The following is a 17606-nucleotide window of genomic DNA, read 5'->3' as shown; positions in this document are numbered from 1 at the left end:
CCGGCCTTTCGGTTCTGCCCGCTCTACGGCTCTGTTCGCGCTGTCGCTCTTCTCGCTCTACCCGCGCCGAATACACCACAGCCACAAGGGAGTTGGCCAGTGATCCGACGCGCCCGGCGTGTCAGGCGCTCATGGGGGCGGGACCGCGCGACGCCTTCTCGTGCTGCATCCGGGTGAGCCGGAGCACGACGAGGATCGCGAGGACGGCAGCGGCGACGTCGGCCACGTCGGAGAGGAGCACCTGGCCGACGGCGTCCTGGATCTCGTCGGCCGTGTCGGCGTTGCGGTACGCCGTGTACCCGGCCCGGTTGGTGAGGAGCGCGAGGATCCACAGCGTCCACCAGGTGTTGACGAGCCCCTGCGGTGCGCGGGTGCCGGCGCGGCTGCTCGCGTCCCAGATGTCCAGCATGATCCGGCGCGGGAACCACAGGTTCACGACCGGCACGAACCAGCCCCAGCCGGCCCAGGCGCGCTTCTTGCTGTGCCCGAACGGGTTGAACACCTCGGCGTTGACCCGTACGCGCAGGAACCAGATCAGGTAGACGACCGTCGTCGCGACGAGGGACGCGGACTGCAGGTATCCGGCGGCGGCGTAGAGCGAGTCGGCGTGGTCGGCGTCGCGCATGAGGGCGGCGTAGTCGTCGTAGTCGGCGCCGTCGTTCGCGAGGGAGCCCGTCACGTCGTACATGGTGAGATCGGCGTAGACGGCGAAGAGATCGACGGCGACGACCACGCCGAGCAGCGCGGCGACTGCTTTGCCGAGGCCGACCGGGGAACGGAGCCAGGCCGGGCCGTGCGGCTGGAAGACGGGGCCGGTCGGCGCGGAGAACTGGCTGTGATTGCTGGACATGCGGATCCCCCGACAAGAAGTCGGGCGTGCCCCCATCCCCGGGGGCACGCCCAACACACGAATGCTTGTGCGACTGGTGTTACTTATGCGGAACTTACGGGTCGCCCGACCCGCCCGTCCAGCCGGATTCAGCCCAGCCGGTCCGCCAGGGCCTTGAACTGGGTCCAGGACAGAGAAGGCTGGGCTCGGGGGTCCCACAGCTTCTGGACGGTCGCCCGCAACGGCATCCGGATGCCCGCGGCCACCTGGTTCTGCGTCTGCGAGCCGGCGAGGTCGCACCAGACGGCGAAGACCCCGCCGAGTATCTGGCTGTCGTACGTCGACGAGACGGCCGTACTGCCGCGCAGCACGCGCGGGGTCCACTGCTTGTAGATCCGCTCGCCGGTGGGATAGACGAAGGTGTTCGGCTGCCCGAGCACGTAGTAGAGGTACTCGTCGTTGTAGTTGACGACCTTGCGGCCCGCGCTCAGATACCCGGCCGGCTGCCGGGCGCCGATCTCCTTGCCGGTCCAGTAGGCGACCTGGATGTTCTTGCCCGGCTGGACCGAACTGGACTGATAGAAACCGTCGTTCCAGGCGCGCAGGCTGGTGCGGCCGTGGGCGCGGACGGTGGCCGCCCGGTCGTTGAGCCAGCCCGTCGCGAGGTCGGAGACACCGGCCCCGGACCCGTACTTCTCGGTGGCCGCGGCGGCGAGCTGGGGGTAGGAGGCGGCCGGGCTGGAGACCGTCAGGGCCCGGTACTCGTCGCCGCCGAGGTGCCAGGAGGCACCGGGGAACAGGTCGGCGTACTCGTTGAGGAGATCGTCGACGATCTTCGCGGCCCCGGGCTTGGAGATGTCGATCGCCCCGCGCGCCGCGACGCCCTGCGCGTTGGTCAGCTGGAGGTCGGGGTGGGCGGCGAGGACCGCGCCCAGGTGTCCCGGGGAGTCGATCTCGGGCACGACGGTGATGTGCCGGCTCGCGGCGAGGGCGAGGATGCGGCGGACCTCGGCCTTGGTGAGGTGCTGCTGGGAGACGACCTCGGGGTGGCTGTCGGAGGCGATCCGGAAACCCTGGTCGTCGGAGAAGTGCAGGCCCAGCTCGTTGAACTTGAGGTCACCCAGCTCGCGGACGCGGTCCTCGATCCAGGCCGCCGTGAAGTGCTTGCGCGCGATGTCCAGCATCAGCCCGCGCTGCGCCTTGGCGGGCCGGTCGCGGACGACACCCTCGGGCGCGGTGCCCTTGCCGCTCACCTCCTGCTTGAGGGTGCGGGTGCCGTAGAAGACGCCGGCCTCGGCGGGGGCGGCGACGGTGACACGGCGGTTGGCGACGGTGAGGGTGTAGGACTCGGGGCCCTTCGCCGCCTGCCCCGGGTCCAGCTTGAGCTGGACGTCCCCGGCACGGGGGGCGCCGGTCCCGCCGTACGCCATCCGCAGCTCACCGGCGAGCAGCTTCCCCTCGTCGGCGAGGGCACCGGCGGTGACGACCACGCGGGCGGTGGCGGCAGGGCGCCAGCCGGGGCCCCGGGCGGGTATGTGCTCGCGTACGGCGGGGATGGTGCGGGGCGTCTTGGAGAGGGGGTAGACGCGGGCGGGGACGGTCGGGGTGGGGGAAGGCGTGCGGGACACGGCGGCGGGGGCGGAGGAGTCGGCTGCGGACACCTCGGAGGAGCGGGCCGCGCCGGTCGACGCGGGGTCGCCAGCGGTGGCCGGGCCGGTGTCTCCGACCGGCCAGAAAGCGACACTCACGCCCACGGCACCGACGGCCACGAGAACACCGGCCCCGAGAAGCAACCGGGACCCCTGCCCGTGCGTCTTCCGGACAGGGGTTCGATCGGGGGCTCGTCGCCGCCGCCCGGTCATCGGTTCCCACCTGCACGAGCCTCACGTATCGCCCGCATGCCACGCACCTCCTAGGTCCACCGTACGTTCCGAAACTATCCCGTTCGGGTGAAATTCAGACGCCCGAGGGACAGCTCCTGACCACTCTCGATAATGTGAGCGGTACTTCCCACACGGCAACCCAGAACTCCTTAGGACTCACGCTGCCCGCGCACCGTCTTCCCCACCTCACCGGCCGGCTCGCCATGCCGGCCCAGACGCGCGCCGAGTCCCCCTCTCCTACGCCGACAAGCCTGGAACGGTTCAACACCGAGCCCGCCGCGGACATCGAGCGCGCACTCCTCACCTGCCTGCGCAGCCTCCGCTGGGCCCGCCGCCTGACCGACCACCGCCCCTACCCGGACCTGGACTCCCTCCTGGCGGCAGCGGACGAGGCGGCCTACGACCTGACCCCGGCGGACCTGTCGGAGGCACTGGCGGCGGAGTCCCTGCCCGAGCTGCCAGACGGGGTGTACGCGGCGGCGCACACCGCGCTTGGGGCTGCGCACGCGGCATACGAGGCCCGATTCGGACACGTGTTCGTCATCTGCCTCGACGGCACCCCTCCCACAGAGGTGCTGAACACGATCCTGGCCGCGATCCGGTCACGTTTGACGAACGACCCGGAGGAAGAGCGGGTGGTGGCAGCGGAGGAACTGCGGCGCCTGGCAGGAGAACGGTTGGTGGGCACGCTCAGGGGCGCGGGGAACTGCGCGACCAGCCACAACTGACGTGTCACCCGGCAGACAACCGCACCCCCACCCCAGTAGCCGCACTCAGTAGCCCGTAAGAGCCTGTTTGATCACATCAGTAGGCCCGCTGTAAGCGTTCCGACAACTCGTCGCTACGATGGCCGGGGCCGGTGGACCGTACCCGGCCGGGCCCGTCCGACACCGAAGCCGGCGCGGCCCCAATCCCCGCTCCCGGAGGGTTTTCCGTGCCGGCTGGAACGCTGTACCGCGGCCGGGAAGGAATGTGGTCCTGGGTGGCTCATCGAGTCACCGGCGTCCTCATCTTCTTCTTCCTGTTCGTACACGTCCTGGACACCGCTCTCGTCCGTGTCTCCCCCGAGGCCTACGACAAGGTCGTGGCCACGTACAAGACGCCGATCGTCGCCGTGCTGGAGTACGGCCTCGTCGCCGCAATCCTCTTCCACGCGCTCAACGGTCTCCGCGTCATCGCCGTCGACTTCTGGTCGAAGGGCCCGCGCTACCAGAAGCAGATGCTGTGGACCGTCGTCGGCCTGTGGGTCGTACTGATGATCGGGGCGATCTACCCCGTCCTCGGCCACGCCGCTCGTGAACTGTTCGGGAGCTGACGCACATGGCGACGACTGAATCCACCGCCTCGGGCATCGGCCCCGTCGAGGGCGCGGGCGCGTTCTCGGGCTACGGCGTCGACAACCCGGCGCCCCTGATCGAGGCCCCGCGCAAGCGCACGAAGAAGACCCCCAAGTCCACCCGGGGCAACTTCGAGATGTACGGCTGGCTGTTCATGCGGCTGTCCGGCATCGTCCTGGTCGTGCTGGTCCTGGGCCACCTCCTGATCCAGCTGGTGCTGGACGGCGGTGTCTCCAAGATCGGCTTCGCCTTCGTGGCCGGCCGCTGGGCCTCCCCGTTCTGGCAGGTCTGGGACCTGCTGATGCTGTGGCTGGCGATGCTGCACGGCGCCAACGGCCTGCGCACCGTCATCAACGACTACGCGGAGCGCGCGAACACCCGGCTGTGGCTCAAGGGCCTGCTCTACACCGCCACGGTGTTCACGATCCTGCTGGGCACGCTGGTGATCTTCACCTTCGACCCGAACATCCGCTAGAAGTCTGATGGCCACGGTGCTGAGGGACTGAGGAAATCCTGATGAAGATCCACAAATACGACACCGTCATCGTCGGCGCGGGCGGCGCCGGTATGCGCGCCGCGATCGAGTCGACGAAGCGCAGCCGTACCGCCGTACTGACGAAGCTCTACCCGACCCGCTCCCACACGGGCGCCGCGCAGGGCGGTATGGCCGCCGCGCTCGCCAACGTGGAGGAGGACAACTGGGAGTGGCACACCTTCGACACGATCAAGGGCGGTGACTACCTGGTCGACCAGGACGCCGCCGAGATCCTGGCGAAGGAGGCCATCGACTCGGTCCTCGACCTGGAGAAGATGGGCCTGCCGTTCAACCGGACGCCCGACGGCACGATCGACCAGCGGCGATTTGGTGGCCACTCCCGTAACCACGGAGAGGCGCCCGTCCGCCGCTCCTGCTACGCGGCCGACCGCACCGGTCACATGATCCTCCAGACGCTCTACCAGAACTGCGTGAAGGAGGGCGTGGAGTTCTTCAACGAGTTCTACGTCCTCGACCAGCTGATCGTCGAGGTCGACGGTGTGAAGCGGTCCGCGGGCGTCGTCGCGTACGAACTGGCGACCGGCGAGATCCACGTCTTCCAGGCGAAGGCCGTGATCTACGCGTCCGGCGGCTGCGGCAAGTTCTTCAAGGTGACGTCGAACGCGCACACGCTGACGGGTGACGGCCAGGCGGCGGTGTACCGGCGCGGGCTGCCGCTGGAGGACATGGAGTTCTTCCAGTTCCACCCGACCGGCATCTGGCGCATGGGCATCCTGCTGACGGAGGGCGCCCGTGGTGAGGGCGGCATCCTCCGCAACAAGGACGGCGAGCGCTTCATGGAGAAGTACGCGCCGGTGATGAAGGACCTGGCGTCGCGTGACGTCGTCTCGCGGTCCATCTACACGGAGATCCGTGAGGGCCGCGGCTGCGGTCCCGAGGGCGACCACGTCTACCTCGACCTCACCCACCTCCCGCCGGAGCAGCTGGACGCCAAGCTGCCCGACATCACCGAGTTCGCCCGCACCTACCTGGGCATCGAGCCGTACACGGACCCGATCCCGATCCAGCCCACCGCGCACTACGCGATGGGCGGCATCCCGACGAACGTCGAGGGTGAGGTGCTGAGCGACAACACGACCGTCGTCCCCGGGCTGTACGCGGCCGGCGAGGTCGCGTGCGTATCGGTCCACGGCGCCAACCGCCTGGGCACGAACAGCCTCCTGGACATCAACGTGTTCGGGAAGCGGGCCGGGATCGCGGCGGCGGAGTACAGCCAGAAGGCCGACTTCGTCGAACTCCCCGAGAACCCGGCGGAGTTGGTGGTCTCCCAGGTCGAGCACCTGCGCGACTCCACGGGCACGGAGCGGGTCGCCGCGCTGCGCCTGGAACTCCAGGAGACCATGGACGCGAACGTCATGGTGTTCCGTACCGAGCAGACGATCAAGACGGCGGTGGAGAAGATCGCGGAACTCCGCGAGCGCTACCGGAACGTGTCGATCCAGGACAAGGGCAAGCGGTTCAACACGGACCTGCTTGAGGCCATCGAGCTGGGCAACCTGCTCGACCTCGCCGAGGTCATGGCGGTGTCGGCCCTGGCCCGCAAGGAGTCGCGCGGCGGTCACTACCGCGAGGACTACCCGAACCGCGACGACGTCAACTTCATGCGCCACACCATGGCGTACCGCGAAGTCGGCGACAACGGCACCGAGTCCATCCGTCTCGACTACAAGCCGGTCGTTCAGACCCGCTACCAGCCGATGGAGCGTAAGTACTGATGGCAACCCCTGTTCTGGACAAGGCGGACGCGGCCGGCGAGCCCGAGCCCGGCTTCGCCGACTCCCCGTACATCACGGTCACCTTCCGCATCCGCCGCTTCAACCCTGAGCTGGCGGCCGAGGCGGTCTGGGAAGACTTCCTGCTGGAGATCGACCCGAAGGAACGCGTCCTCGACGCCCTCCACAAGATCAAGTGGGACCAGGACGGTTCGCTGACGTTCCGTCGCTCCTGCGCGCACGGCATCTGCGGCTCGGACGCCATGCGGATCAACGGCAAGAACCGGCTTGCCTGCAAGACCCTGATCAAGGACATCAACCCCGGCAAGCCGATCACGGTCGAGCCCATCAAGGGCCTGACGGTCCTGAAGGACCTCGTCGTCGACATGGAGCCGTTCTTCCAGGCGTACCGCGACGTGATGCCCTTCCTCATCACGAAGGACACCAACGAGCCGACACGCGAGCGCTACCAGTCGGCGGAGGACCGGGAGCGGTTCGACGACACGACCAAGTGCATCCTGTGCGCAGCGTGCACGTCGTCGTGCCCGGTGTTCTGGAACGACGGCCAGTACTTCGGGCCGGCGGCGATCGTCAACGCGCATCGGTTCATCTTCGACTCGCGTGACGAGGCGGGCGAGCAGCGGCTGGAGATCCTGAACGACCGGGACGGCGTGTGGCGCTGCCGGACGACGTTCAACTGCACGGACGCGTGCCCGCGCGGCATCGAGGTCACGAAGGCGATCCAGGAAGTGAAGAGGGCGCTGATCACGCGCCGCTTCTGATCTCTCCGGGGATTCTTACTCCCGTTGCCCTCCGGTGGCCGTGCCTCTGTATCGACAGAGGCACGGCCACCTGGCGTTATGGGCCTTGCGGCCGGTCACTACGATTGCGGCGGCAATGGGAATCGTTGGGAGTGGACGGGCGATGGTGGACGGCTTCGAGAACCGGGCGTCACAGGGGTCGCGGTTTCGGGTGTGGACCGGGATCGTCCTGCTCGCGGCGGGCTGTTTCGTCGCCGGGGACGCGGCCCGGAGGGTCGGCGAGGCGCTGGCGTTCGGCGTCCACCGGTGGCCGTGGATCCTCCTCGCGCTGGCCGTGCTCAACGTGCTCCGCTCGGCGATGCCGACGGGTTCGTACATCGGCCCGCTCGTGCTCGGTGCCGTGGCCCTGGTCGGGCTGGCGATGTCCGACAGCGTGGGCCCGCAGGAGGTGGAGGACATCGCCCTGCCCGCCGTACTGGTGATCGCCGGTGCCGGGCTCGCGCTGGCGGCCTCGCACGATGTACGGACGACCAGTTGGAGCCGGTTCCTGACGACGGGCCGGGTCGTCATGCCGAAGGGGGCGCACGGGACGGTCACCGTCCGCGCGGTACTGGGCGACCTGCGCGCCGACCTGACGCAGGCGTCGGACGAGGACGAGACGACCGTACGTCTCACGGTGGTCGGGGGCCATGTGCAGGTGACGGTCCCGAGGGACCGGGCTGTGCGGGTGCACATGTCGGGAGCGGTGCTGACGCATATAGGGGAGACGGGGGCGGACCCGGTCGAGCCGGAGGATTCCCCGGATTCGGCAAAGGGGTTCACGATCCACGTGGTGGGGGTCTGCGGGGCGGTGGGCATCGTGCGGGTGTGATCCACAACTGCGCTGCAGGGCTGGGAACTTGGTCAACTCCCGTTGCAGACTGGGCACATGACCAACCTGAGCCTGAGGAAATCGATCGCAGTGCTGTCGGCCGTAGCGGCCACGACGGCCACGCTGCTCGCGACACCCCCCACCACTGCCTCGGCGACTCCCGCCCCGCACAAGGCATTCGCTGCCTTCGCGCGGGAGAACTTCGACCGCCTCCCCCTCGGCCCGGTCACGGCAGGCCGTGGCTGGACGACGGACACCTCCGACGGCACCCTGACCGTCGCGCCGAGTTCGACCGGCAAGGGCCGTGAACTCCGCATCCGTACGGAGGGCAACGGCCGCGCGTTCGTGGTCTTCCCCACCCCACCGGTACCCGGCAACAGCTACTGGGCCCGTCTGCGCCTACGCGTGGACGCGTTCCCGACGGCCCCCGACTGGGCCCACTGGACGATCGCGGAGGCCTCGGGCGCCGACTCCCCCACCCTCGTACGTCCGTTGGGCGGCCAGTACGCCCCCACGGACCAGGGCAACTTCTGGGGCGTCGGCTCCGATCTGGGCCCGACGGGCGACTGGACGTCGTGGAAGACGTCGGCGCCAGCGGTGGCGGGTGGTTGGCAGTGCGTGGAATTCCATCTCGACGGCGCGGACAACCGGGTGACGGTGTACTTCGACGGGGTCGAGCAGACAGACCTGACGGTCGACGCGACCCATCACGGGGGCGCGCAGGACGCCGACTTCACGTTCCCGACGTTCGATGAGCTGAAGGTGGGGTGGCAGTTGTATCAGGGGGATCCGACGCCGTCGTCGTACGACGTGCGGATGGACGACGTGGTGGTGAGTTCCCGGCGCGTGGGCGGGTGTTGAGGTCGCGCCGGGGGTCCTTCACCCGAGGATGAGGGGGAGTTTGGAGGCGAGGTCACCGAGGGCTGCTGTCTCCGCGTCCGTCGGGGTACGGCGTCCGGTGCCGATCAGCAGGGCGTCCCGGTCGGAGAGGGAGGCGGGGAACGGGGTCCCGGTGATCGCCTCGAGCGAGGCACGCGCGGCGGCGAGGGTCTCGGCGGGCGGCGGCTGCGACTCGTACGGCAGGTAGGCGATCAGGTCGAGGTGGTGAAGCGTCCATTCGAGGACGTACGCGGAGAGGTAGTCGCCGACGGTCAGCACCTCGTCGCGCGTGCTGACACGGGCGGCGGGATCGGCGAGGTGGGCGGCGCGGCCGGCGGCGGACCCGACGTCGTCGAGGTGGAACTTGAGGAGCGCCGGGTCACCGTAGGCGGCGGCCAGCCGGGGGATGAGCGCGTCGAGGGGGTCGTCGCCGGTCGGGGGTTCGGTGAGGACGTCCCAGTAGGTGACCGCGTCCACGGTCGGCTCGGCGTCGGTGGGCGTGGCGAGGGTGATCAGGACGTCCTGGGCGTCGATGACGAGGTGGCAGACGAGGTCCCGGACCAGCCAGCCTGTGCAGCCGGAGGGGCGCTCGAAGTCGTCGTCGGGGAGGTGGGCGACGGTGGTGAGGAGGGCGGTCCAGGAACGGGAGAAGAGGTCCACGGTCCGACACGCTAGCTCCGGAACGGAAGGGCGGACAGGCGGATCGGGGCGGTCGGCTCATGTACCTGGAAAGAGAGCGATGAGCAGGCGGGCCACGAACGGGTGAACCGGAGTCATGCTCCCTCCGACATGGCCAGCAGTACGCCAGGGTACTAGCATGGAAGCGTACTACTGGATGAGGGCAGATGGCCTGGCATCTTGAAATGGCCGGGGAGGTTCGCGACTGGCTGCACGAACTTCGCAAGGACAACCGTGCCACGGCGCAGCTCGTAGGGCAGGCGATCCAGGCTCTCGTCGACGAGGGCCCTGACCTCGGACGCCCGCTGGTCGACCGGATCAAGGGGTCCACCCTGCACAACCTCAAGGAGCTGCGCCCCGGCTCCGCCGGAAGCAGCGAGATCCGCATCCTGTTCGTCTTCGATCCGGAGCGCAGCGCGGTCCTTCTCGTGGCCGGCGACAAGGCGGGTCAGTGGACCGAGTGGTACCGCCGCTCCATCCCCTTGGCTGAAGCCCGCTACACAGACTGGCTCGTTCACCTGAAGCAACGACAGCAGAAGGAGGGACAAACATGACCAGCTTCCACTCCTGGGACGAGGTCAAGGAGGAGGTCTTCGACTCCGAGGACCTCGACGAGATCTCCGCGGGAGCCCGGCGCATGGTGGCGGAGGCACGCGCACACCGGCTCGCGGAGATGCGCCGCCAGCTCGGGCTCACCCAGCGCGAAGTGGCCGACCGCATGCACGTACGCCAGGAACGGGTGTCCGCCATCGAGCGCGGCAGGACATCATCCGCAGAGGTGGGAACTGTGGCTGCCTACGTCGCGGCCCTGGGCGGGGAGTTGGAGGTCGTTGCCAACTTCAACGGAACTCGGGTGATCGTGGCGTAAGGCGACGGTCTGTGGGAGGAGTTGGCCGCCCACATGAACTCCATCCCCGAGTTCGAGTACGAACGTCAGCGCCGCGTAGGCGCGTTGCGCGGCCGAGTTGGCCGGCGCGCGGGGGACTGCGGCTCGGGAGGTTGTGAGGGACGGGTTCGGCGGGGCGTAGATCCGGGGGATCCGGAGGGAATCCGGGGGCATTGTCAGTGGTGCCTCGTAGGGTCCCCTCATGTCCGAACCGCTCCAGGAACATCACGAACGACTGCCGGAGGATCTGCCGCCGGGCCGCCTGGTGGGTCCGTCCCAGGATCCGCATCCTTTGGTGTGGCTGAGCGATGGGCCGGTCCGGGGCGCGGCCGACTGGTGGGCACGGCTGTACTCCAGACACTCGGAGACCGGTCTCTATCCGCTGCTGCTCGAGTACCCGGACGACTCGTTCGAGCCCGTAGGAGTAGGGGGCGACTATGCGGCGGGCGCCGACGCCGCTTACTGCCTCCGGCGTGAGTGGACGAAGGACGCGTGGCCGCCCTTCGAGGAGTGGCCGGGCCTGGCGGCGCCCGCCTCAGTGGCGACGGACGTCGCCCTGCCCGCCGGGGAACTCGCCACCGCGCTGGTCCGCAGCAGCCGGGCCCAGTGTCTGGCACTGGTGGAGGTCTCCCGGGGCGCCGACGCACCCGCCGCCCTCAACTGGGCCGGACCGGCCAACCACATCACCGCGCAAGAGCTGTCGGCGGTACTCCGTTCCTGGGAGGACCGGTTCGGAGTCCGTGTCGTGGGCTTCGGACACGGAAGTCTCCACGTCTCGGTCGCCGCGCCGCCGACGGACATCGACCAGGCCCGTGTACTGACGGCCGAGCACTACGTCACCTGCCCGGACTGGTTCTACGTGGAACCGTCCATGGACTGGGAGACGTACCCCGAGGAACTCATGAAGCGCCACGAATGGGAGTTCTGGTGGGACTGACCGCAACCGCCGCCGACTACACGTGGTTCCAGGAACTCTTCCCGGATCTCGCGGAGGCGTACTGCTTCACGCTGGTGCGCGATCTGCCTCCCTCAGAGGTTCTCGCCCGCCTCGGAGGCAAGGCCGAGCCCTCTCTGACCGGGACGGAGGCGATAGTGGACGCGGCCTTCGATCTCCTCGATCGTCCGGACAACGCCCGGCAGTTCGTCGCCATGACCACCGTCGGGGACTGGACCCTGCTGATCGAGCCCATCGGCTATCTCGGGGTCACCGAGGAACGCGCCCTGCCGGCCTCCGCCGGAACGCGCTGGGTCTCGCACTTCGTGAACATCAACGGCGTCTGTACATTCCTCTGGGCCGAGGACACGGTCAACCGTCTGACGTTCGAGCCCGAAGTCCCCGACCAGCGATGGGGAACGACCCCCTGACGAACTCCTGGACGCCATGCACCACTGTGGCTTCCAGTTCTGGGACCGTCGGTCAGAAGTACCGTCTGAGTGTCGCCGCAGAACGGAGTTCGCCGCTACGGCGGTCAGGGCCCCGTTTTCCGGTCACGCGCCGGGGCGGGGCCTTGTCCGTATGTCAAGCGTCCGGTGTGCCCCGACCGGCGTCGTTCCCGTCGTCGTCGCTGTTCCCGACAACTGTTCCCTGGGCTTCCGCCTTGGCCTCGATGATGAACGCCGATGTGTCGAGTTCGAAGTCGAACGGGGCGGGGACACGCACGGGCCGCCCGAAGGGCACATTGGTCCGCGACCGGTAACCCTTCGGAGACGGATCCCAGAAGACGTTGATCTCCTGCATCTTCATGTCGAGCAGGAGATACACGGGCACGATCCGCCCGTAAGTGTCCATCTTGTCGAGCCAGTCGACATCTTTGGTGGAGTCGGAGGTCAGCTCGGCGGCGAGGGAGAGGGCGGTTGCATCGGCGTGGCGGCCTTCGTCGTCGAAGGCCGCTTCGTCGGCGACGTGGAGGCCAGGCCCAAAGCCGCGCTCGAATCCAGGGAACCTGAAGAGAAAGGGCGCCACATCTGCGTCGTGCCCCTCTGGGACGTGGGGCTCCAGTTGCAACCGCAGAGCCTTCATCACCCTCTTGTAACGCAGCTTCGACCACGGCGACACGACGATCTTCCCCCGGATGACTTCGGCCTTGTAGCCGACAGGTGTGTCCATCTCCTCGACGATCCGGAGCATTTCCTCGAAGGACCCGGTCGCAGGAGCATCTATGGCTGCGTCTATGGCTGTCGGACGCTCGGTCATGATGGTCACCACGGTCCTCCACTGATTACAGAGCGTGTCGCTTCTTCCACCATAGCGCCGGGCTGTCCGGCCGCCGCCCTGTGCTCGATCCGGCCGAGGCCGATGGAGACCGCCAGGAGTTCGCCGGGCTGCGGCCGGCGGCGAAGCCGTCCTCGCCCTCGGAGGGAATCGATCACCGCGTGGGTGAACCCCTGCCGCATGAAAACCGCTGAGCCCAGGCGTACAACCTTCTGGGTACATCGCGGGTCCTACCTGCGCTTCCCGTTCCGGCGGCGACGCCACCGCCCCGACCAGCGCAACCGACTCCGGTACCCGGACGCCGTTCATTGGCGGTACGGAAAGGCAGTACAGCCATGTCCGGACGGAAGCGACCAGACCACCGCGGGCAGCCACAAGGCCCCGCGTACCGCAGGAGACACATGTCCATACGCACCACCGGTCGCCTGGTCCTCGCGACGGCGACCTCCGTCGCGCTGGCCGGCGGCCTGCTCACCCTGTCGGCAGGCTCCGTGACCGCGGCCACCCAGGCCAAGTACGCCGACGACTACAACGGCGACGGCTTCCGCGACTACGCGTTCGGGGACGGCGGCGACTCGGTCACCGTGACCTACGGGACCGCGACGGGTCCCGGTACGAAGACCAAGAGGTTCACGCAGAACAGCGCGGGCATCCCGGGCACGTCCGGGGACGCCGGAGGGTACGCCGACGGATTCGGCGGCTCTCTCGCGAACGCCGACCTCAACCGGGACGGGTACGCCGACCTGGTCGTCGGCGACCGGTCCGAGAAGGTGGGCGGCAAGGTCGCGGCGGGCGCGGTCACCGTGCTGTGGGGCGCCAAGGCGGGTCTGGGTGCCAAGGCGACCCGTATCCCCGTCGCGGCCAACGCCTACTACGGCTTCGGCACCGCGCTCGCTACCGGCGACTTCAATGGCGACGGCAAGCCCGACCTGGCCGTCGCCGACGGGGTCGGAACGGTCTACATCTACCGTGGCGGGATCGGCCCGGCCGGTACGACGGGCAGGGTCACCAAGCACGACCACCGGGACCTGGGCGAGACCACCGCGCTCGTAGCCGGACGGGTCACGAAGGACAACGCCACGGATCTGTACGTCCTCGGCCAGGGCTACAAGGGCGACAAGGCGACCCAGGCGGCCTGGTTCCTGCGCGGCGGTGCCACGATCACGTCGGGCAGGCTCACGACATACAACAACGCGCAGCCCGACTACGGCCCGACGGGCGTCATCGCCGACTTCGACAAGAACGGCTACGGCGACCTCGCGGTGAGCGACGTCCCGCACAGCAAGAGCGCCGGCTCGGTCGTCATCCTGCGCGGGAGCGCCACCGGCCCGGTGAGCACGTACTCCCGCCTGACGCAGGCGACTTCGGGCGTCGCCACGAACCCCACGCAGGGCGACGCCTTCGGCTACTCCCTCTCGGCAGGCGACACCAACCGCGACGGCTATCCGGACCTCGCGGTCAGCGCCTCGTCGGAGAAGGTCGGCTCGGTCGCGAACGCGGGCGGCGTCCACGTCCTGCGCGGCAGCAGGAACGGCCTGACCGGCGCCGGTTCCAAGTGGTTCACACGGGCTACGGCGGGAGTGCCGGGGAATGCCGGGCAGTACCAGATGTTCGGCCTGGGCGTCCGCCTGCGGGACATCGACCGGGACGGTGACGCGGACCTTCTGATCTCGGGGCAGAACGGCAGCGGGAACGTGCTGCTTCGGTCGGCGGGGGCTAGTGGTGTGACGGTGGGGGCTGCGAGTGAGGTGGGGGTTCGGGCGGAGTTTCCGCAGTAGGGGGAACTGACGCGATGAGGGGCCCGGTGACCGACGTTCGACATAGGTCACCGGGAGTCGCTGGGTGATCACCGTTTGCCCGATCCGGGACTGTCGGCCGGGGGTACAGTCTGAGTGTTGCCGCAGAACGCACTTCGCCGTGTCGCCGCAGAGCATTGAGGAGCACACCGGGTCGCGTATGGCCCGCATCCGCAAGCAGCGAGGGCTCGCTCAGCAGGGGCTCGCGATGCGCTCCAATATCTCCAAGTCGCTTCTGTCGAAGGTGGAGTGCGGACAGAAGCCCGCCTCCCCCGCCCTCGTCGCCGCCTGTGCTCGCGCGCGCTGGACGTTTCCACGTCCGACCTGCTGGGCCAGCCGTACGCGGAGGAGTTGCGCCGCGATCGCATGGACGCGTTGATACAGCCAATCCGTGAGGGGTTGGAGAACTGGGATGTCGCGTTGGACTGGGGCACGGCGCCACGTCCTGTCACGCTCATCCGTGCCGACGTACAGCAGGCCCTCGTCCAGCGTCGCCAGCGCAGTACGCAGATATGGTGCGGGACTTGCCCGGCCTGATCGACGAGTCGGTGCAAGCCCATGCACGCAGGCTCTGGCGAGGAGCAGCGGTTGGCTTACGAGTGTCTGGCGGGGACATTCCGGTGCGTTTTCACGGTGGCGTGGAACTTCGGCTACATCGATCTCACCACCGTCGCACTGGATCGGTTGGCTTGGACGGCACCACTCGCCGACGAGCTGGGTGGCCGCCCTGCATGCTTACCTTCGTGCACAGACGACGATGTCGTCCGGCCGGTACGACGTAGGCATGCGTGTGATCGACACGGCGCTCAGAAACCTTGATGTCCAAGATGCTCGCCGGCCAGCGGGTATTGAGGCCATGCGGGGCGTGATGCGTCTTCGGGCTGCGGTGATCGCTGGACGGATGAAGGACCGGGAACATGCGGACGTCCGTCTGGCTGAGGCCCGTACTCTCGCGCGGGCCGCAGGAGAGTTGCCTGACTTCGGAGTGACCTGGGGACCGGGTGAACGTCGGCGTGCACGCTGTGGCCATCGCCTCGGAAATGGACGACTTCGTGCGCGCTGTCGAACTTGCCAAGGATGTACGGATTCCACGCGGCTGGACCCGCTCCAGAGCCGGGCATCACTGGATCGACCTCGGCCGTGCCCACACTTGGGCGGACCACCCGAACAAGCTCTGGACTGCCTGCAACGCGCCCGTCGGGTCGCACCACAGCAGACCCGGTGCCACCCGACGGTGCGCGAGACCGTGCTGGCACTCAAGCGGCGCGCGCACCCGGAACAGTTCTCTCACCCAGTACGCAGAGTGGGTCGGGATCTAACACGTTGTGACGGCGTGGAGTTGCACCCTTCGGTGCAACCTAAGGGCTTCGGTAATCGGCAGGCTGACACACAGCCAGTAACCCGTGACCGATCGCCGCTCCAGGGACGCAACAGAGCTGTCAAGGAGCACCAACACACCGCACGGTATCGCCCGCACCTTCCAGCCATCGCCACACCCGTCACAGCTTGGTCCTGACCATCACCGCAAACAATATTCCCGATCCGTCAGCCGCGGCGTGCGGGTATCAGCCGCAAGTCTGCCTGCCGCCATCACGGTGTCGCGCTCTGCAGGGACAGTGCTGATCCAGGACATGGCCGGACGAGCGTGGTGAGCCCCAACGGAGCAGGTACACCTACTGCCTTGGGCCAGCCCCGAGGGGAACCCCTGTTATCCGGTCCGCGGCGGAACTGGATACGTATCACGTCTCGCCGACGACATGGAGGCGGCCCAACTAGAGATCCCCAGTGACCTCATCAAGCAAGCGCACCAGTTCCTTGCTGAACAAGCTTGGAATCCCGGTGAACTTCACCTACTGGCAGTCCAGTTGAGCGAGACCCTTGCAAACACGCATCGGATCGCGGTGAGCCGGGGCGCCCGCTTGCCCGCACCCGCTTACGAGAAGCTCGCCACTCTAGAAAACCAGGCCGCTGAAGAGAACACGGCGGACCCTCAGGAGCCAGACCTGCACGGCTGATCAGCCTAGCTGCGAGTCGCCTCACCAGAGGACAGACTGTATTACAGTTCACCCCTCATAAATCTGAGCAACGCACATATCGCCACGAGCCGCCAACTCGTAAACCTTCCAAAAGTCGATCAGGGAATTTTCCAAATCATCCAAATAGCCATCAGGGATTCCGCCCCGAATGATGTCATTCAAAACCTCCGGAGCCACACCCATGATTTCCCGCACACTGATAGAGGAGAGGAATTCACTCACCTCTTTCACCTGCCCTGCCGTCAGAAATGTGCAGACCGTGCCAAAATCATCGTCCCCAAGTAGGGCTCCGCCTGAAATAGCAAGTGCCGCGACATCACTCGCCCCGACTCGCGCAAAGAAATTCTCGATGACCTCGCCGTCCTCACCGAGATCACAGATCGCCTCGGACGCATCGGATTCCAGGTCTTGAAATCGAGAAATAACCCAGTCGAACCCGGACAGTACTTCCTCTGCAGACAGAGGGAACAACGAGACATTCACCGGAAACCAACCTCCGCTCAGGGTGAGATCAGTAGGCTAGCAGAGGCGTCAGACCGGGAATCACTGAAGAGTCACTCGACCCCCATGGGCTTTGAGACCAGTCGTGATTCTCGACGTTCACGTGCCACCACTCCTTCGCTCCTTCCGAGACCTTCTTGTACCAAGGGTCCTTTTGCGGAACAGGAGAACCAACAGGGACGTTCGGATCCCGCCCCTTGTCCTGATTAATATTCTTGGTTCTATAGCCAATCACTCCATCACTCTTCACAGAGGAAAAGGCATCGACCCATTCGCCAGCCTTGAAAAGGTTCGGCCCCTTTAGCGGCCACATACTGAATCCGCTCTTCACTGTGACCTTCTTACCGCCCTTACCATCCAACTGCGCTTGAAGGCTTTTCACATAAGCCGCCACCTCTGCACCGCCGTCAATTTCTGCCTTCCCTCCAAAATGCTTCACATCCCACACATAGACAGTATCGTCAGTCCAATAGAGGAGGTCAGCCCATCCCCCCTTCTTCTTCCCTGGAATGTTGCGGATATAATTTTCGGAATCGCGATAACCCATCGTTTGCTGGAGGTCAACCGTCACCTCACCGCCCCCCTTGGGCTGCACGGCACGCAACCAGGCCATGTACATGACGATCGCAGTGTCATGCGCCTTCGTGTACTTCTCCTTTACGTATTGGG

At 67.2% G+C, this 17606-nt stretch carries 18 protein-coding genes; 13 read left to right on the top strand and 5 right to left on the bottom strand.

The annotated features are described in order from the left end of the window. Window positions 1-121: 121 nt before the first annotated feature. Entirely contained in the window at window positions 122-850 is a 729-nt protein-coding gene (locus ACFYXF_RS44215) for a DUF4328 domain-containing protein (RefSeq protein WP_389358560.1), read from the bottom strand. A gap of 128 nt (window positions 851-978) precedes the next feature. Then, window positions 979-2691: a glycoside hydrolase family 20 protein gene (locus ACFYXF_RS44210; protein ID WP_389358558.1), complete on the bottom strand. Its 1713-nt coding sequence runs from the start codon at window positions 2689-2691 to the stop codon at window positions 979-981. Window positions 2692-2915: 224 nt separating this feature from the next. Here ACFYXF_RS44210 and ACFYXF_RS44205 point away from each other — a divergent pair, with 224 nt between their 5' ends. The 7 genes from ACFYXF_RS44205 (at window position 2916) to ACFYXF_RS44175 (ending at window position 8810) form a co-directional block, all read left to right on the top strand. Beyond that, window positions 2916-3440, top strand: coding sequence for a 2-oxo-4-hydroxy-4-carboxy-5-ureidoimidazoline decarboxylase (locus ACFYXF_RS44205; protein ID WP_389358659.1), 525 nt, complete (start codon window positions 2916-2918; stop codon window positions 3438-3440). 206 nt (window positions 3441-3646) lie between these two features. Further along, window positions 3647-4027, top strand: a complete 381-nt coding sequence (sdhC, locus tag ACFYXF_RS44200) for a succinate dehydrogenase, cytochrome b556 subunit (RefSeq protein ID WP_105973587.1) — start codon at window positions 3647-3649, stop codon at window positions 4025-4027. 5 nt (window positions 4028-4032) lie between these two features. After that, entirely contained in the window at window positions 4033-4524 is a 492-nt protein-coding gene (locus ACFYXF_RS44195; protein WP_235475348.1) for a succinate dehydrogenase hydrophobic membrane anchor subunit, read from the top strand. A 41-nt stretch (window positions 4525-4565) separates the two neighbouring features. Next, window positions 4566-6320: a succinate dehydrogenase flavoprotein subunit gene (gene sdhA / locus ACFYXF_RS44190; protein ID WP_389358556.1), complete on the top strand. Its 1755-nt coding sequence runs from the start codon at window positions 4566-4568 to the stop codon at window positions 6318-6320. Then, window positions 6320-7099: a succinate dehydrogenase iron-sulfur subunit gene (locus ACFYXF_RS44185; protein WP_389358554.1), complete on the top strand. Its 780-nt coding sequence runs from the start codon at window positions 6320-6322 to the stop codon at window positions 7097-7099. Before sdhA ends, ACFYXF_RS44185 begins: the two co-directional genes overlap by 1 nt. A gap of 115 nt (window positions 7100-7214) precedes the next feature. Continuing rightward, the gene (locus tag ACFYXF_RS44180) at window positions 7215-7949 is read left to right on the top strand and encodes a hypothetical protein (protein ID WP_389358552.1); all 735 of its coding nucleotides are present in this window, start codon (window positions 7215-7217) and stop codon (window positions 7947-7949) included. Between the two features lie 57 nt (window positions 7950-8006). After that, window positions 8007-8810, top strand: a complete 804-nt coding sequence (locus tag ACFYXF_RS44175; RefSeq protein WP_389358550.1) for a hypothetical protein — start codon at window positions 8007-8009, stop codon at window positions 8808-8810. Window positions 8811-8828: 18 nt separating this feature from the next. Here the strand turns inward: ACFYXF_RS44175 and ACFYXF_RS44170 are convergent, their stop codons facing one another. Continuing rightward, window positions 8829-9488: a maleylpyruvate isomerase N-terminal domain-containing protein gene (locus tag ACFYXF_RS44170; protein ID WP_389358548.1), complete on the bottom strand. Its 660-nt coding sequence runs from the start codon at window positions 9486-9488 to the stop codon at window positions 8829-8831. Between the two features lie 185 nt (window positions 9489-9673). Between ACFYXF_RS44170 and ACFYXF_RS44165 the strand changes: the two genes are divergently transcribed. The 4 genes from ACFYXF_RS44165 (at window position 9674) to ACFYXF_RS44150 (ending at window position 11757) form a co-directional block, all read left to right on the top strand. Beyond that, window positions 9674-10060: a type II toxin-antitoxin system RelE/ParE family toxin gene (locus tag ACFYXF_RS44165; RefSeq protein ID WP_389358546.1), complete on the top strand. Its 387-nt coding sequence runs from the start codon at window positions 9674-9676 to the stop codon at window positions 10058-10060. After that, a complete protein-coding gene (locus ACFYXF_RS44160; RefSeq protein ID WP_389358544.1) occupies window positions 10057-10374 on the top strand; it encodes a helix-turn-helix domain-containing protein in 318 nt (105 codons plus the stop codon). Before ACFYXF_RS44165 ends, ACFYXF_RS44160 begins: the two co-directional genes overlap by 4 nt. A 220-nt stretch (window positions 10375-10594) precedes the next feature. Next, window positions 10595-11329 (top strand): DUF4253 domain-containing protein, encoded by a 735-nt coding sequence (locus ACFYXF_RS44155; protein WP_389358542.1) that lies wholly within the window; start codon window positions 10595-10597, stop codon window positions 11327-11329. Further along, a complete protein-coding gene (locus tag ACFYXF_RS44150; protein WP_389358540.1) occupies window positions 11320-11757 on the top strand; it encodes a DUF6461 domain-containing protein in 438 nt (145 codons plus the stop codon). The genes ACFYXF_RS44155 and ACFYXF_RS44150 overlap by 10 nt, the downstream gene beginning before the upstream one ends. Window positions 11758-11911: 154 nt before the next feature. Here ACFYXF_RS44150 and ACFYXF_RS44145 read toward each other — a convergent pair whose 3' ends face one another. Next, window positions 11912-12586, bottom strand: a complete 675-nt coding sequence (locus ACFYXF_RS44145; protein WP_389358657.1) for a Uma2 family endonuclease — start codon at window positions 12584-12586, stop codon at window positions 11912-11914. 419 nt (window positions 12587-13005) lie between these two features. Here ACFYXF_RS44145 and ACFYXF_RS44140 point away from each other — a divergent pair, with 419 nt between their 5' ends. Both ACFYXF_RS44140 and ACFYXF_RS44135 read left to right on the top strand, forming a co-directional pair. Further along, complete coding sequence (locus tag ACFYXF_RS44140) at window positions 13006-14382, top strand: FG-GAP and VCBS repeat-containing protein (RefSeq protein ID WP_389358538.1); 1377 nt, start codon at window positions 13006-13008, stop codon at window positions 14380-14382. Window positions 14383-14560: 178 nt separating this feature from the next. Then, window positions 14561-14779 (top strand): helix-turn-helix domain-containing protein, encoded by a 219-nt coding sequence (locus ACFYXF_RS44135; protein ID WP_389358536.1) that lies wholly within the window; start codon window positions 14561-14563, stop codon window positions 14777-14779. A 1684-nt stretch (window positions 14780-16463) separates the two neighbouring features. Here ACFYXF_RS44135 and ACFYXF_RS44130 read toward each other — a convergent pair. Next, a complete protein-coding gene (locus tag ACFYXF_RS44130; RefSeq protein ID WP_389358534.1) occupies window positions 16464-16919 on the bottom strand; it encodes a DUF1877 family protein in 456 nt (151 codons plus the stop codon). Window positions 16920-17606 lie beyond the last annotated feature (687 nt).

Source organism: Streptomyces sp. NPDC002680, from assembly GCF_042889145.1.
Classification (GTDB): Bacteria; Actinomycetota; Actinomycetes; order Streptomycetales; family Streptomycetaceae; genus Streptomyces; species Streptomyces adonidis.
This window is presented reverse-complemented; position numbering and strand designations above follow the sequence as displayed.